The sequence below is a fragment of the Nitrosomonas sp. TNE100 genome (genome assembly GCF_055387135.1).
The window spans coordinates 1,982,468-1,997,492 of the sequence record NZ_AP040997.1 but is presented as its reverse complement, the minus strand read 5'-3'; the positions used below and the strand labels follow the sequence as shown (position 1 = coordinate 1,997,492).

Below are 15,025 nucleotides of genomic sequence, written 5' to 3'. Positions count from 1 at the left end.
ACATGAAATTCAGGTTTTATGCATTATTTTTTTTCCTGTATTCAATAGGCTGTGCGGCAAATGATTCATTCGTGGTCAAGGATATCCGGGTGGAGGGTATTCAGCGTACCGAGGCTGGAACAATATTCAGTTATCTGCCTGTTAAAGTCGGCGATGTACTCGACAGTAAAAAAGCCAGTGCGGCGATCAAAGCATTGTATGCAACCGGTTTTTTCAGTGATGTCAAACTGAAATCCGAAGGAGAGCTGTTGATTGTGCAGGTTCAGGAACGCCCTGCAATCGCGCAGATCACAATCAATGGCGCAAAGGAATTTGACAAGGATAAACTCAAGGAAGGGCTGAAGCAGGCAGGCTTATCAGAATCTCGTATTTTCAGTCGTTCGCTGCTTGAAAAGGCTGAACAGGAATTGAAGCGTCAGTACATCAGCCGGGGTAAGTATGCCGTCAAAATTACGACCACAACCACGCCGCTGGAACGAAACCGTATCGGTATCAATTTTGATATCAAGGAAGGAAAAACAGCTCGGATCAAGCAAATCAACATCGTCGGCAATCATGTTTTTCCTGAAGATGATCTGACCGGTCTGTTCAGTCTCAAAACACCGGGTTTTATGACATGGTTTACGAAGGATGATCAGTATTCAAAGCAAAAATTATCGGCTGATCTTGAAACACTACGTTCCTATTATCTTGATCGGGGGTATCTGGAGTTTAATATCGAATCTACGCAAGTTTCGATTACGCCGGATATGAAAGATATTTACATTACGGTCAATGTAACGGAAGGTCCTCAATATACGGTGTCCGATATAAAGCTGGCCGGCGAGTTGCTTGTGCCGGAAGAAGAGTTACGCAAGTTGATCAAGCTTGAACCGGGTGGAGTATTCGCCCGCGAGAAGCTGACTGAATCTATCAAGCTAATCAGTGACAGGCTGGGGAATGATGGTTACGCCTTTGCCAATGTCAATGCATCACCGGAGCTGGACAAGGAAACTCGCAAGACAGCCTTTACTTTTTTTATCGACCCAGGGCGCCGGGTTTATGTCAGACGCATCAATATCAGCGGTAATGAACGTACCCGGGATGAAGTGATACGGCGTGAATTCCGACAAATGGAAGGGGGCTGGCATTCTACTGAACAGATCAATCGCTCCCGCCAACGGGTGGACAGGCTGGATTTTTTTACTAGCGTTAACGTTGAAACTCCCCCGGTTGCCGATGTACCGGATCAGGTGGATATCAATGTCAATGTAGTTGAGAAGCCAACTGGAGCAATCATGTTTGGCGCCGGCTATTCTGATCGCGAAGGGATTATCCTGAATGGATCAATTGCCCAGAACAATATTCTGGGGACGGGTAATTTTCTTAGTCTGCAGGTGAATACCGGGAGCGTTAACAAGATCATCTCGGCTTCATTCAGTAATCCGTATTATACGATTAATGGAGTCAGTCTCGGTCTGGAAGCGTTCAGACGTGACATCAATACCCGCTCTCTGAGCAGTGTGGGGGTGTTCAATACCGATACGACTGGTGCCAACATTCGCTTTGGTATCCCCGTCGCGGAAAATGACATGGTTTCATTGGGACTGGGTTATGAACACACTAAAATTGATTTGCGCAATGACAGCCCGCAACGTTTCAGGGATTTCGTCGATCAGTTTGGCAAGACTTCCAATAATCTCCCGCTTACCTTGAGTTGGGCACGTGATCGTCGTGACAGTGCGATTTGGACAACCTCCGGATTGATGCAGCGATTATTTGGCGAATTTGGTATGCCGTTCGGAGACCTGAATTACTACAAGGTCAGTTATGAGCAGAGATGGTTTTTTCCCGTTTCCAGGCTATTTACCCTGATGCTGAATGGTGAAGTGGGAGTGGGCGATGGATATTCCGGTAAACCGCTACCTTTCTTCAAGAATTTTTTTGCAGGCGGCTTTAATTCGGTTAGAGGGTACAACATCAATACGTTGGGGCCTCGTGACAATAATAATCTGGCTCTGGGTGGCAGCAAACGTATAGTCGGTAACGTTGAGGTATTATTCCCGGTACCATTTATGAAGGATGACAAATCAGTTCGTCTGAGTGCATTTGCCGATGGCGGTACAATTATTAATTCATTTTCCGGACTGGGATTTGATGATTTTCGTTACTCTGCCGGGTTGGCTGCAACCTGGATTTCTCCCATGGGGCCGCTGAAGTTCAGTGTCGCCCAGCCACTTAATGATAAACCAGGCGACAAATTGCAACGTTTCCAGTTCCAGTTTGGACAGACTTTCTGAATCTGAAAAATTGTATTAAAAGAAAATGAAAGATTCATTAAATAGATACAGCCAGATAACTGTTGTTCGGTTTGTAAAAATATTCATTTTTTTGGCAGTGTTTATTTTGTCACCTTATCTGTTTGCTGGGGAGATCAAGATCGGCGTTGTCAATACCGAGAGAGTGCTGCGGGAATCAATGCCCGCCGTAGCCGCACAGAAAAAGATAGAAAATGAATTTCAGGCACGTGATGCACGTATCAGGGAGCTTTCCGTGCAGATCAGAGCTTTACAGCAGGAGCTGGAAAAAAATATTGACTTTGTCAATGAAGAGGAACGGCGCTTGAAGGAGCGGGAACTGGCTGGACTCAGCCGACGTTACCAACGTACACAGCAGCAGATGCGGGAAGATTTGAGTTTGCGCCAAAATGAAGAGTACAGCCTGATTCTGGAACGTACCAACAAGGTGATCAAAGAGCTCGCGGAGCAACAGGATTATGATCTGATCCTGCAGCTGCAAGATTCAGTCTACCGAAGTGCGCGTATTGATATTACTGACCAGGTGATCAAGGCATTAAACGCACAGGAACCGACTTCCAGGAAACAATAAATATATAAAAATTTGTATAACAGAGAGATAGAATGGCTGTGATGGATATCCATGAAATACTGAAATACTTGCCGCATCGTTATCCACTGATTCTGGTTGATCGGGTGGTTTCACTTGAGTTGGGCAAGCGGATTCACGCATACAAGAATGTTTCTATCAATGAACCTTATTTTTCCGGACATTTTCCGCATCATCCGGTGATGCCGGGAGTATTGATTGTTGAAGCACTGGCGCAGGCAGCTGCCTTGCTGACGATTCGATCAGAAAATATGGAAAAAGATGCCGGACAGGTGTATTACTTCGTGGGTATCGACGGAGTACGATTCAAAAAGCCGGTTATCGCGGGTGATCAGCTGGTATTAAAGGTTGAAATCACCCGTCAGCTGAAAGGAATTTGGAAATATTCAGCCTGTGCAGAAGTGGATGGCCAGCTTGTCACCGAAGCTCAGCTGATGTGTACTGCTCGGGCCATCTGATTCGGTTAGCAGGGAGGTTAGAAATCAAGACTTCTGGTGTCGTCGTTCGAGAATGGATCCATCCGGAAGGGAAAGCTATCTACGGGGTGGATGAAGCTGGTAGGGGGCCGCTAGCTGGTCCGGTCTATGCTGCGTGTGTTGTGCTGGATTCTTGTTACGTTATCAATGGACTGGCGGATTCCAAACGGTTAAGTGAAAAACGGCGGGCCAGTTTGGCCGAACAAATAAAACAGCATGCTCGCGCATGGGCAATTGCTTCAGCCTCAGTGGAGGAGATTGATCGGCTGAATATTTTACAAGCCAGCATGCTCGCAATGCGAAGAGCAGTCATTGAATTAATGCCGGTGTCTAATGCACTAATTCTGGTAGATGGTACCCATGTACCACAACTGGATTATGAAGTGCAGGCAGTTATTAGAGGAGATAGTCTGGTAGCTGAGATTTCGGCAGCCTCAATTCTTGCCAAAACTGCGAGGGATGCAGAAATGTTACGGCTACACGAGATTTACCCGATTTATGGTTTTGATCGACATAAAGGCTATCCCACCAGAGTGCACTTGGACGCAATTCGTTTGCATGGAATAACAGCTACTCATCGCAAAAGTTTCGCGCCGTGTGCCGAGAAATCAACGGTGTGATTTTAAACAAATTTTATCAACTGGTTACCTCGAAAAACCCTGTTTTTGAAAATCCATTGATCGTAAACTCAATGTGTTACATACAAATCTCTTCAGAATTTATAGGTTTTTCGAGGTGCCCAACTACAAGGAAGCCTGATTCAGGCAGAGGAAGCATGCGCATAGTAAAAAATACGGTGGTATCACTCCACTATAAAATGACCGATCAGGAAGGAAATCTGATGGAAGAAACTGATGAACCCATCAGCTACTTGCATGGTGGTTATGATGGAATATTTCCAGTAGTGGAAGAAGCGCTGCATGAAAAAGAAACCGGGGTGACCTTATCCCTGCAAATGGAACCGGATGATGCTTTTGGAGAATATGATGAGGAACTGATGCGCGTTGAGCCACGTAGTGCGTTCCCGGAAGAAATCACGGTCGGGATGCAGTTTGAGGGGGGTGAGGAAGATTCTGATGATTTTTATATCTATACAGTGAGAGAGATCACTGATGATGTCGTGGTAGTGGATGGTAATCATCCCTACGCTGGTATGGCATTTCAGTTTGAATGCACAGTTACGGAAGTACGCCCGGCAACGGAAGAAGAATTATCTCACGGGCATGTACACGGGCCGCACGGCCATGAACATTAGACGATCTCACCAGCATTTTTCACCATCCTGTTAATTATTTTATCCGATTGGCCATTGATTTAATGAGGTAAAGCTGTTCCAGTGCCTCCCGGGGAGTCAGCTCATCCGGGTGAAGTTGCTCAAGGTAATCGAGCACCGGATGCACGGAAGCAGGAGCAGCTTCCTCGTTTTCCTCAATTGTTTCAAATAATGTCTGCTGAGGACTCTTGCTGAGTGCTTCCTGCTCCAGTTGTGCCAGAATCTTTCCGGCATTTCGGATAACTTTATCCGGTACACCTGCCAGTGCGGCAACATGCAGCCCATAACTCCGGCTGGCAGATCCTTCCTCTATCCGGTGAAGAAAGACAATACGTCTCTTGTGCTCCACTGCGGTGACATGTACATTAATTGCCTGCGGAAATTCTTCTGCTAGTCGGGTCAGTTCAAAGTAGTGCGTGGCAAACAAGGTATAGCTCTGATTCTGAGTCAGCAAGTGGCGGGCGATGGCAAAAGCCAATGCAAGCCCGTCAAAAGTTGAAGTTCCCCGGCCAATTTCATCCACCAACACCAGGCTTTGTGCGGTTGCATTGCGTAAAATACTGGCGGCTTCCGTCATTTCTACCATGAAGGTGGAACGTCCCCCTGCCAGATCGTCAGCTGCACCAATCCGGGTAAAAATCTGATCAATGGGGCCAATACGGGCGCTCCCGGCTGGAACAAAGCTACCGCAATGCGCCAGCAGAATAATTAGCGCTGTTTGTCGCATGTAGGTAGATTTCCCGCCCATGTTTGGGCCGGTGATGATCAGCATCTGCCGTCCTTCCCGCGTGACAGCACCCAGCTGTATATCATTGGCAATGTATTGTTCTATTTGATTTTCCACTACCGGATGCCGCCCAGCTTCGATATCCAAAGCAGGATCATCAGTAAATACCGGTTTGGTATAACCAAACAAATCTGCACGTTCAGCAAAAGCACACAGAACATCCAGTTCAGCAACAGAGCGGGCAATTTCCTGTAAGGGAATGATGAAATCTGCCAGTTGTTCCAGTAACTGCTCGTACAGTTTCTTTTCCTGTGCCAATGCCTGTTCACGCGCAGTTAGTGTCTTGTTCTCAAATGCCTGCAACTCGGGGATGCTATAGCGTTCCGCATTTTTCAAGGTTTGTCTGCGGCGGTAGTCAGCGGGGATTTTTTCGCCATGGATGCGGGTTACCTCGATATAAAAACCATGTACCCGGTTATATTCCACCTTAAGGGTTGGAATACCGGTACGCTCGCGTTCCCGTGCTTCCAGTTGCAACAGGAATTCACCACAATTCTTCTGTAAAGCGCGTAATTCGTCCAGTTCAGCATCATAGCCGTCAGCGATGACGCCTCCTTCACGAATTACTGCGCCGGGCACGGGTTGCAGCGCGTGAACGAGCAGTTGTGTGAGTGTAGTATCTGGCACCATGGCCGGGACAAAACGATGAACGGCAATAGCTGTTGAGGTTGTAATCAGTTTGATAATTTCAGGAAGTGCCGTCAGGCTGTCGCGTAAACCGGATAAATCACGAGGTCTGGCTGTTCTTAAGGCAATTCGGCTGGTGATACGTTCGATATCAGCGATATGTTTGAGACGCTCCCGGATACCCGCATAGAGGATTCCCGGCTTTGCTCCAATCAAGTCAGAAACGGCATCCAGTCGCTGCTGCAGGGTGATACGATTGCGTAGCGGGTGATGCAGCCAATGCCGCAACAACCGGCTACCCATGCTGGTTGCGCAGATATCCAGCAGGGATGATAGCGTGGGGGCTTCTTCTCCACGTAATGTCAGCGTAATTTCAAGATTACGGCGGGTAGCGGCATCCATACGCAAATAGGTCTCTGGCCGTTCCACCCGTAATATTTGCAAATGACCAAGTACCTGTGTTGCTGATTCATCGGTTGCAGTGTGCTGCGTCAGCCTGACATATTCAAATAACGCACCGGCTGCCATGATTGCGGCACGCAACTCTTCACAACCAAAGGCATTCAGATCACGGGTACCGAATTGCCGGGTAAGCTGCTGCACAGCATGCTCATAATCAAATTGCCAATCCGGCAGGCGTTTGGGGGCGGTAAAACTGTTTAATATCACAGGCAGAGCAAGTGATTCCGGTAGCAAAATTTCTGATGGATGCAAGCGCTCCAGCTCGCTAGCCAGATTATCCGGAGAGGTTTCCAGTACGCGCATATCCCCGGCTGCCAGGTTGAGCCAAGCTAGACCAATCACGCCGTGATGCAGTGCCAGTGTCAACACAATACTGTTGCCACGTTCTTCCAGCAACCCGGCATCAGTCAGGGTGCCAGGGGTGATGATGCGAACAACCTGACGTTCTACCGGCCCCTTGCTGGTAGCGGGATCGCCGATCTGTTCACATATAGCAATGGATTCACCCAGTTTTACCAATTTAGCCAGATATTGATCCGCCGCATGAAATGGCACACCTGCCATTTTGATTGGCTCCCCGGCGGAGGAGCCACGGTGAGTCAATGTAATATCCAGCAACCTGGCTGCTTTTTCGGCATCTTCATAAAACAGCTCATAAAAGTCCCCCATGCGGTAAAACAGCAGCTTGTCGGTATGCTGTGTTTTGATACGCAGGTACTGCTGCATCATGGGGGTGTGAGCGGAATGATCTGGTTTATTTATTGAGTTTCCAGATGTTGTCAATAATTACTCCAGGTGTTTGTCAGATTCGGGGTTTGTATCGAGCTCAAAAATCAAATCTGATTTTGTAGGCGTGGTTTCTTGCAAAAATTACTGAAACAGCAGGTGTAATACACAAGCTGGGATCATTACTCCAATTACATTGACCATTATTTCATGCTGACCATTTTTTTCCAGTGGGATCAGGCAATTTTTGATTAATCGCCATCAAGCGTGCAGCTGGCTGATATCGTACATTTTATTGTAACGTGGTAATCCGTTGAGTCGGTATGTAAAAAAAATTGTCCCAGGTGGAGGAGGGCACAGGCCCTGGATTAACCACAAAATGGATTCATTCAGATAAAAACACCTAACAAGCCAAGCCAGCAGGATTTGTTTTTCTGTCGCTTCGCTCAAAAATGCAAAATAAGTCTCTGCTTGGGATGTTATAAAAGGGGATGTTTTTGCTGGGATAGAAGCGCAAGCAGAAGGCTCGGCCTGCTTCTGTGATTTCTATATCAAGCTTCTAAAGGAGGATAACTAATCCTTGCGCAGCTTCGTAAGCAGTTTAGTTGTCTCGTATCTCGCTGAATCACGTGACTGATCCCAGTGAAATGGCTGGTGCGGTGCTGTATCTAGCCAGCGATGCGTCAAGTTACACCATCGGTGCTACCCCTAACTGTGGATGGGGCGGGATGTTGGCGTAAGCCAGACTGCGCTGCAGATATCAACTCTAGCTGATTATGGCTAGGGCGCACTGATTAAGCTAAATGGCCAATCACGATATCCATTAACTCATTGGTAATTTCATCTTGGCGCACGTTGCTCATTTCTTGCTGCACCTCTTCTAGCTGCTCGTCCACTGACTGTTCGGCTTGTTGCATTAAGGCTAGCCGGGTCGCATTCTCGGTAACCATAGCTTCGGCAGAGGCGCGGAACACACTGGCAAATACATGATTACGTACCAGTGATGACAACAAAGCATCGGCCGCCATACTGTAATCCGGCAGTGAACGCGAATGCCAGCGCCGCTCAGGTTGTAATAGGCTTTTATCCAGTGGCAATAAAGCGCGTGTCACAGATTCTTGATAGCCATGTTTAGCGCGTTGGGTGTAAATCAAAGTTACCACTAGATTGGCTAAAGGTTGACCACGGCCCAAGCGTTCAATATGCGTGACAATATCGCCGGCTAAACGACCTATACCATCTGCTGATGCAGGTGGCATTAACACCACATCTGGGGTGAGTTTTTGCTTTAGTAAGGCATTGCTCATACGTGAGCCAATACAGAGAATATGTTGTTTTACCATCGGCTGATTTTTGCTGTACTCCGTTACCGTATCGGCTAGTAGCTCATTGTAGTTACCACACAAGCCATGATCGGAGCCAAACGCTACCAGTAGCCGCTTGTTAGGCTGGGTTGCTTCAGTGAGCAAACTGGCGCCACCAGTACGATAAATAAAAGCAGCAAAACCTTGCAATATCGTTTGATGATAGGCTTCAATCGATTGCGCTGCCTGCTCATAGGGTGCAGCATTAATTGCTGATAGGGTTTTCATCGTATGCACAATACCTCTGATACTGGTTAGGGTATTATTTTTTCGCGATAGATGCTCTAGAGTTTGTGCCATCTCACTACTTTGTATTCGTTGCTGGCAGATCGAATATGCTTAAAGCTTTTTGCGCGCAATTAACAATCAGTGTGTGATCGTCATCCTGTAGGGTTTGGTTATCAATAATACGTTGTTCAATCACAGCCAGCTGTTGTTGGGCGGCATCACGCACTAAACGCATAGCATCATTAATTTTTTGCTCACTAAACTGATCAAATAAGCCTTCCATCGCTGCGATCAACACCGCCAGCTGTTCAAGGGCAGACATCGGGTCACGCTCAGCTTGACGTAAGGCGGTACGCACCGCAGAACCACGTGCCAAACGTGCACGGGTAACATCATCGAGCCGTGTACCAAAACGGGCAAAATCTTCCAACTCTTCAAATTGTGAGAGGGTCACCCGCAGGTTGCCTGACACTCCACGCAAGGTACGGTTCTGCGCTTTACTACCAACCCGTGACACGGACAGGCCTAAATCTACTGCGGGGAATTGGTTTTTACGTACTAACTGTGGCGATAAATAAATCTGCCCATCAGTAATCGAAATGAGGTTAGTAGGAATATAAGCCGAGAGGTTTCCGGCCTGCGTTTCTACCACGGGCAAAGTGGTAATCGATCCGCCACCGATGTCGGCGCCAAATTGTCCAGCGCGCTCTAAAAGGCGCGCATGCACATAGAAAATATCCCCAGGAAAGGCTTCACGTCCTGGTGGTCGACGCAGCAATAACGATAATTCGCGATAAGAGCGCGCATGATGAGTCATATCATCAAAGATCACCAATACATCTTGGCCCTGTGCCGAGAAATATTCCGCCATAGTCATAGCCGCATAGGGCGCAATATAGGACAGCCCTGGAGCTTCTTCATCACCGGCACTCATCACAATGCAGCGCTGCAGTATTTCGCCGTCTTTGAGCGCACGAATCACCCGTGCGACAGCATCACCGCGTTGCCCCACTGCGCAGTAAATACAAAGCACATCCGAACGTGCCTGATTCAGCATAGTGTCGATAGCGATAGAAGTTTTACCAGTCTGGCGATCGCCAATAATCAATTCACGCTGGCCTAAACCCACTGGGATCGCCGCATCAATAGCCTTTAATCCCGTGGCTAAGGGTCTGAAAATCTGGGTGCGATTTAGAATACTCGGCGCTTCCGCTTCAATGGGATGCTCAGCTATCGCATCAATCGGTCCTAAGGTATCACGTGGACGGCCCATAGCATCGATTACGCGCCCAAGTAACGCCGAGCCCACTGGCACACTGACCACTTTACGAGTGCGATACACCATCTCGCCTAAGTGGATCTGTTCAGACGGGCCCAGTAAAATAATCCCTAAGCGACCCGGTTCCAAGTCGAGCACAATACCTTGCACACCGCTGGCAAATACCAGTAACTCATCAGCTAAGGCGCGCGCCAGACCTGAGACGATGGCCACACCATCCGCCACCTCGGTCACTGTGCCGGTTTCGGTGAGTACCGGCGTGGGTGTGGCACCTGTGCTGAGACTGTCTAACCAATCGTTAAAGTTTTGCTCAAACTGCTGCTCAGTGACATCGTCAAGTACACTCACTTCAATTCCTCCTTAGCGGCCATCAGCGGTTAAGTGCACAGCAGCAACACTAGAAGTATGCTGGGTTAACAATTCGGCTAATTCATCCATATAGCTGTCCGTCGTCCACGCTACTTGCGCGCCGCCCACTTGCATGATTACGCCGGGTGACTGCTGTGGATCGGTAGCGAAACTTAAAGTGACGTCAGGCAGCCATTGCTGCACTTCTTTCTGTAATAACGCTTGCGTGGCGGCCGGTAATGCATCACGGGTGATAACCTGCGCTTGCTGACTGCCTGCCGCAGCTTGCACCAATTCAGCAGCAATCGGCTTTAATCGCTGACCAATATGCCGAACAATCGCATCTTCTAAGTGTTCATCGGCCAGATCATGTAGTGCTTTACGGGTCAGTCGCAACAGTGCGTCAGCGCCGGTTTGTTGCAAACGCTGATTAAACGCCTGACGCTCATGCTCAAGATACTTACGCCAATTCTGCTGCTCTTGCTGCAACTGAGTACGTGCATCAGATAATAAGCCATCGCGCTTTTTCTCGGTAGCTTGTAATGCTTTTTCCAGCAAGGCGTCCTGCTCAGATACCAGCTGCGCGCGCTGCTTAATATATTGCCTTTCTGCAGCTTTCGCTTCTTGCTGCGCAAGTTCTGCATCAGCCATACGCTTGGCTATTTCAGCTTCACGGGCGTCGATACCATCTAAAATAGGACGATAGAGAAAACGTTTGAGCAGCCACAACAAGACTAAAAAATTAGCAATTTGTGCCAGTACTGTTATCCAGTCAATGGACATCAGACATTAACCTCCTGCTACCGCCTGCATTGCATCCCAAAACGGATTGGCAAAAATAAGAATCATCGCCACCACAAAACAATAAATTGCGGTTGATTCAATCATCGCCAAGCTAACGAACAGCGTACGTGATAAGGTCGGTGCAGCATCAGGCTGTTGAGCAATTGCAGCAATCGCTGCAGCCGCCGCACGTCCTTCACCTAGCGCGGGCCCTAGCGAGCCAATCGCGATGGTTAGGCCAGCAGTAAAAATAGAAATAGCGGCAATCAGTGCAAGATCAGTCATGATTATTTATCCTTATCAGATGTATCCAGGGGAGGATCTGCCATGGCAGATGAAATATACACAGTGGCTAAAATGGCAAAGATGTAGGCCTGAATAAAGCCGGTTAGCAGGCCCAGCATATCCATTACCACAGGAAAAAAGAATGGTGCAATACTGAGTAAAATAGCTGCAATCACCACACCGCTCATCACGTTTCCATACAGACGGATCGCTAAAGATACGCCTCGAGAAAATTCACCAATGATATTAAATGGCAGCATAATCATCGATGGTTCAATAAATTTGCGCAAGTATTGGTGCACCCCCCCCTTGGCAATTCCAAACAAAGGAATCGCTACTAACACCGACAAGGTTAGCGCAACCGTAGTTGATAACGATGAAGTGGGCGGAACAAAGCCTGGAATAACTGTTAGCACATTGGACGCAGCTATAAAGAGAAATAAAGTACCGGCAAAATACAATACATGCCGTGCACTGCTGCGGGTTACCTCTTCAATTTGTCCTTGAATCATAGTGACAATCAGTTCTAAAGCACTGCGCCAGCGCCCAGGTGCTTTGTCAGCACGTAGATTGCGAGCCACCAGCATCGAAATGCCAGCCAACAGTATCATCACAATCCAAGTATTAACGATAGTGGCGTTAACCTGCCACTGTCCTAAAGTAAACACTACCGTTTGGTCTGGTGTGAGCTGCATTTTTATACCTTCGTATTTTGATCAGGTGACGCTGTGTGTCAACTGCGCTCGTACCACTGCCAGGACGCGCATCAGTACAAAAGCCAACATATAACCAGCTAATGACCACAGTGTTTGGATCAGCACGATTAAGCCCAATCCCACTGCCAGCAACACCACTAAGCGACAAAAAAAACTTAGCATTAACAAACGACCTGGATACGCTGAAGCTAAGGCCAAACGTATTCCCCAATTTAAACCCATAAAAAACAACGCACTTACGGGTAGACCAACCACAAAGCCAAGCAATATTGCGCTGCCATCTATATCAATCACTTTATCTCTCCCTGCTACTTCGCTGACAAACAAATACGCTGTCAGTTATTTATCACGGGTTTTATCAATCCAGTTCCAAGCCACCATTGCCCCGACGACAACACCACCGAGTATTAAGGCAATGGGCCAGGAAAAACTTTGCGGTACGACACGATCTAACCACATTCCCAGAAAAGCGCCACCAACGGTAGGAATGGCGACTGACCAACCAATCACTCCAAATACACCCAGACCGCTTAAGGGGCTATATTTTGGTGCTTTACGTTTCTGCTGCATGCGTTCAGCATGACGACGAATGGCCGCGGAGGCATCATTTTTTTCTGTCATGTTAAAGGTTTCCGTAAATCACTGAAACGCCGCACAATACCGGCCTCAAGGCGCGATAAGGCCGTGCGCGCCACCCGTTCATTTTCATCCACCTCAATAAAGGTGGTTTGAATAATGTTATTTAAATTGACCAAATCCTCGCTTTGCACAGCACGACGTACGGCAATATCAACCTGATGGCCATGTTTCACCAGTACGCCTTGATCAATACCAAAAAACAGCTCCACGCCCTCAGCATCGGTAATCACCAATACCGATGGCAGCAAAGCAGCAACAAAATCAGTGTGATTGGGCAGCATGGCAAAAGCACCGTTTTCAGCTTCAGCAAATACTTGCTTAGCTTCACAGCCAAACAGCAAGCGTGTTGGCAAATGTAGATTAACATGCATCACTTCAGCCTGGCTCATACTGCAGTCTTCTGCTCGGGCAAAGCACCAATCATGTAATAATCTATTTCATCATCGGCAAATTTGGTTTGCTGCAAGATTCTTTCACACCCGGCTAAGGTCTCGGCAACCGAGACCCGTGCGCCTATCTCACCGCTAAAAGACTCAGCAGAAAAGAACGGCTGGGTTAAAAAACGCTCAAGACGGCGTGCTCGAGCCACCACCGTGCGATCTGCTGCGGATAACTCCTCTAAACCTAACATGGCAATAATGTCACGTAGCTCTTCATATTCAGCAAGGGTGCGGCGTACAGCGCGGGCAATATCATAATGGCGCTGACCCACTACCGCTGGGGTTAACATCACTGAGGTGGAGGCTAACGGGTCAACTGCCGGATACAAGCCCTCACTGGCACGCTTACGCGACAACACTACTGAAGCTGACAGATGCGAGAAAATATGCGCCGCGGCGGGGTCAGTAAAGTCATCTGCCGGCACGTACACCGCTTGAATCGAGGTAATCGCACCTTTACGGGTCGAGGTAATACGCTCTTGCAACGAAGCCAACTCAGTGGCCAAGGTTGGCTGATAACCCACCCGTGATGGCATCCGTCCTAATAAACCTGAAACTTCAGAGCCCGCCTGCACAAAGCGAAACACGTTATCGATAAGCAGCAACACATCCTGCCCTAGATCATCGCGAAAATACTCAGCCATGGTCAGTGCTGTTTTACCGACTAAAAAACGTACGCCGGGAGCTTCACTCATCTGCCCAAATAGCATCACGGTTTTATCGCGCACGCCAGCTTCGCCCATTTCTCGGTACAGCTCTTCTGCTTCACGCGAGCGCTCTCCAATCCCACAAAACAGACTGACGCCTTTGTGATGTTGCGCGGTGTTATTAATTAGCTCAGTAATCAAAACCGTTTTGCCCACTCCAGCGCCACCAAATAATCCTGTTTTACCACCACGCTCAATTGGTGAGAGTAAATCAATGGCTTTAATCCCGGTTTCAAGGATGGTGCTGTGCACCACACGCTCTTCTAATACTGGCGGGGCTTGGTGGATGGAACGAGAAATTGTAGCATTGGGTGCGGGTTTTCCATCAATGGGTTCGCCAAAGACATTGAGCATACGTCCCAGTACCGCTTCACCAACTGGCACTTGAATCGGTGCTCCGGTTGCGTGTACCGGCATACCTAAACCAAGACCGCGCACTGGTGTTAACGCTATACAGCGTACGGTACCTTGATCTAACAGAGCAGCAACTTCCATCGCTAAATCGCCGGCATAAACCAAGTCGTGGATACGTGGAATATGCTCTGTAAAAAAGACATCCACTACCCCCCCGCGAATCTTGAGTACACGCCCCTCGCCAACACACTGCGATGCAAGAGCAACAGACTCTTGCTCTTGGGGATCTGTTGAACGGGCTGATTTTGATATTTGCTCTGATTTCTCACCCATACCACTCATCTTACCCTTAATAAATACTATTGCTGTCCGCTTATTATTGTTTAAGTGCTGTATCCCATATGGTCGCACATGTTATCGTTGCTGAATTTCGCATGGGCATTCAGGCTTTTTAGTGATACTTGCTCTGGATCTTGCTCCAGTGTTTTCAGCAGTTCAGTAATGCTTGGTGGGGTGATAGTGATTTCACCATCTGCCAGTGGAATGGGGTCGAGAAATATTGCTGGCATTCACTTCACCTTTGATCTCAGTTCTCATGACCTGCAACCACTCTCTTTTTTAGCGATACTGTTTCAGTATGTCAGG

General features: G+C 48.0%; 16 protein-coding genes. 5 read left to right on the top strand and 11 right to left on the bottom strand.

The features are described 5' to 3' along the window. The first annotated feature begins 2 nt into the window (after positions 1-2). The 5 genes from bamA (at position 3) to ACZ5EJ_RS09500 (ending at position 4,617) form a co-directional block, all read left to right on the top strand. The gene (gene bamA, locus ACZ5EJ_RS09520; RefSeq protein WP_074455702.1) at positions 3-2,279 is read left to right on the top strand and encodes an outer membrane protein assembly factor BamA; all 2,277 of its coding nucleotides are present in this window, start codon (positions 3-5) and stop codon (positions 2,277-2,279) included. 25 nt (positions 2,280-2,304) lie between these two features. Beyond that, a complete protein-coding gene (locus ACZ5EJ_RS09515) occupies positions 2,305-2,868 on the top strand; it encodes an OmpH/Skp family outer membrane protein (protein WP_464556995.1) in 564 nt (187 codons plus the stop codon). A 32-nt stretch (positions 2,869-2,900) separates the two neighbouring features. Next, positions 2,901-3,344 (top strand): 3-hydroxyacyl-ACP dehydratase FabZ, encoded by a 444-nt coding sequence (fabZ, locus tag ACZ5EJ_RS09510; protein WP_011635045.1) that lies wholly within the window; start codon positions 2,901-2,903, stop codon positions 3,342-3,344. 23 nt (positions 3,345-3,367) lie between these two features. Continuing rightward, positions 3,368-3,982, top strand: a complete 615-nt coding sequence (gene rnhB / locus ACZ5EJ_RS09505; RefSeq protein WP_074455721.1) for a ribonuclease HII — start codon at positions 3,368-3,370, stop codon at positions 3,980-3,982. Positions 3,983-4,137: 155 nt separating this feature from the next. Continuing rightward, positions 4,138-4,617, top strand: coding sequence for an FKBP-type peptidyl-prolyl cis-trans isomerase (locus ACZ5EJ_RS09500; RefSeq protein WP_074455700.1), 480 nt, complete (start codon positions 4,138-4,140; stop codon positions 4,615-4,617). A gap of 34 nt (positions 4,618-4,651) precedes the next feature. On the opposite strand, the gene mutS is transcribed toward ACZ5EJ_RS09500, so the two are convergent. The 11 genes from mutS to ACZ5EJ_RS09445 all read right to left on the bottom strand — a co-directional run bounded on the left by mutS (position 4,652) and on the right by ACZ5EJ_RS09445 (position 14,949). Continuing rightward, positions 4,652-7,240: a DNA mismatch repair protein MutS gene (gene mutS / locus ACZ5EJ_RS09495; RefSeq protein WP_074455720.1), complete on the bottom strand. Its 2,589-nt coding sequence runs from the start codon at positions 7,238-7,240 to the stop codon at positions 4,652-4,654. Positions 7,241-8,031: 791 nt separating this feature from the next. Beyond that, positions 8,032-8,901 carry a F0F1 ATP synthase subunit gamma gene (locus tag ACZ5EJ_RS09490; protein ID WP_074455699.1) on the bottom strand — a complete coding sequence of 290 codons (870 nt, stop codon included), beginning with the start codon at positions 8,899-8,901 and terminating at the stop codon, positions 8,032-8,034. A 4-nt stretch (positions 8,902-8,905) separates the two neighbouring features. Then, entirely contained in the window at positions 8,906-10,456 is a 1,551-nt protein-coding gene (locus ACZ5EJ_RS09485; RefSeq protein ID WP_074685088.1) for a F0F1 ATP synthase subunit alpha, read from the bottom strand. Positions 10,457-10,468: 12 nt separating this feature from the next. After that, positions 10,469-11,239, bottom strand: coding sequence for a F0F1 ATP synthase subunit delta (locus ACZ5EJ_RS09480; protein ID WP_074455697.1), 771 nt, complete (start codon positions 11,237-11,239; stop codon positions 10,469-10,471). A 6-nt stretch (positions 11,240-11,245) separates the two neighbouring features. Beyond that, positions 11,246-11,524, bottom strand: a complete 279-nt coding sequence (locus ACZ5EJ_RS09475) for a F0F1 ATP synthase subunit C (RefSeq protein ID WP_074455696.1) — start codon at positions 11,522-11,524, stop codon at positions 11,246-11,248. A gap of 2 nt (positions 11,525-11,526) precedes the next feature. After that, positions 11,527-12,219 (bottom strand): F0F1 ATP synthase subunit A, encoded by a 693-nt coding sequence (locus tag ACZ5EJ_RS09470; protein WP_074685086.1) that lies wholly within the window; start codon positions 12,217-12,219, stop codon positions 11,527-11,529. Between the two features lie 21 nt (positions 12,220-12,240). Next, positions 12,241-12,534, bottom strand: a complete 294-nt coding sequence (locus tag ACZ5EJ_RS09465; protein WP_160803518.1) for an N-ATPase subunit AtpR — start codon at positions 12,532-12,534, stop codon at positions 12,241-12,243. 45 nt (positions 12,535-12,579) lie between these two features. Continuing rightward, entirely contained in the window at positions 12,580-12,861 is a 282-nt protein-coding gene (locus ACZ5EJ_RS09460; protein WP_074455694.1) for an AtpZ/AtpI family protein, read from the bottom strand. Further along, complete coding sequence (locus ACZ5EJ_RS09455; protein ID WP_074455693.1) at positions 12,858-13,268, bottom strand: ATPase; 411 nt, start codon at positions 13,266-13,268, stop codon at positions 12,858-12,860. The genes ACZ5EJ_RS09460 and ACZ5EJ_RS09455 overlap by 4 nt, the downstream gene beginning before the upstream one ends. Further along, positions 13,265-14,722 (bottom strand): F0F1 ATP synthase subunit beta, encoded by a 1,458-nt coding sequence (gene atpD / locus ACZ5EJ_RS09450; protein ID WP_011635033.1) that lies wholly within the window; start codon positions 14,720-14,722, stop codon positions 13,265-13,267. The genes ACZ5EJ_RS09455 and atpD overlap by 4 nt, the downstream gene beginning before the upstream one ends. 41 nt (positions 14,723-14,763) lie before the next feature. Further along, positions 14,764-14,949 carry a hypothetical protein gene (locus ACZ5EJ_RS09445; protein ID WP_074455691.1) on the bottom strand — a complete coding sequence of 62 codons (186 nt, stop codon included), beginning with the start codon at positions 14,947-14,949 and terminating at the stop codon, positions 14,764-14,766. Positions 14,950-15,025: the final 76 nt, after the last annotated feature.

Coding starts and splice junctions, on each gene's coding strand:
- bamA (WP_074455702.1), top strand. CDS start 3: ATGAAATTCAGGTTTTATGCATTATTTTTTTTCCTGTATTCAATAGGC.
- ACZ5EJ_RS09515 (WP_464556995.1), top strand. CDS start 2,305: ATGAAAGATTCATTAAATAGATACAGCCAGATAACTGTTGTTCGGTTT.
- fabZ (WP_011635045.1), top strand. CDS start 2,901: ATGGCTGTGATGGATATCCATGAAATACTGAAATACTTGCCGCATCGT.
- ACZ5EJ_RS09500 (WP_074455700.1), top strand. CDS start 4,138: ATGCGCATAGTAAAAAATACGGTGGTATCACTCCACTATAAAATGACC.
- mutS (WP_074455720.1), bottom strand. CDS start 7,240: ATGATGCAGCAGTACCTGCGTATCAAAACACAGCATACCGACAAGCTG.
- ACZ5EJ_RS09490 (WP_074455699.1), bottom strand. CDS start 8,901: ATGGCACAAACTCTAGAGCATCTATCGCGAAAAAATAATACCCTAACC.
- ACZ5EJ_RS09480 (WP_074455697.1), bottom strand. CDS start 11,239: ATGTCCATTGACTGGATAACAGTACTGGCACAAATTGCTAATTTTTTA.
- ACZ5EJ_RS09475 (WP_074455696.1), bottom strand. CDS start 11,524: ATGACTGATCTTGCACTGATTGCCGCTATTTCTATTTTTACTGCTGGC.
- ACZ5EJ_RS09470 (WP_074685086.1), bottom strand. CDS start 12,219: ATGCAGCTCACACCAGACCAAACGGTAGTGTTTACTTTAGGACAGTGG.
- ACZ5EJ_RS09460 (WP_074455694.1), bottom strand. CDS start 12,861: ATGACAGAAAAAAATGATGCCTCCGCGGCCATTCGTCGTCATGCTGAA.
- ACZ5EJ_RS09455 (WP_074455693.1), bottom strand. CDS start 13,268: ATGAGCCAGGCTGAAGTGATGCATGTTAATCTACATTTGCCAACACGC.
- atpD (WP_011635033.1), bottom strand. CDS start 14,722: ATGAGTGGTATGGGTGAGAAATCAGAGCAAATATCAAAATCAGCCCGT.
- ACZ5EJ_RS09445 (WP_074455691.1), bottom strand. CDS start 14,949: ATGCCAGCAATATTTCTCGACCCCATTCCACTGGCAGATGGTGAAATC.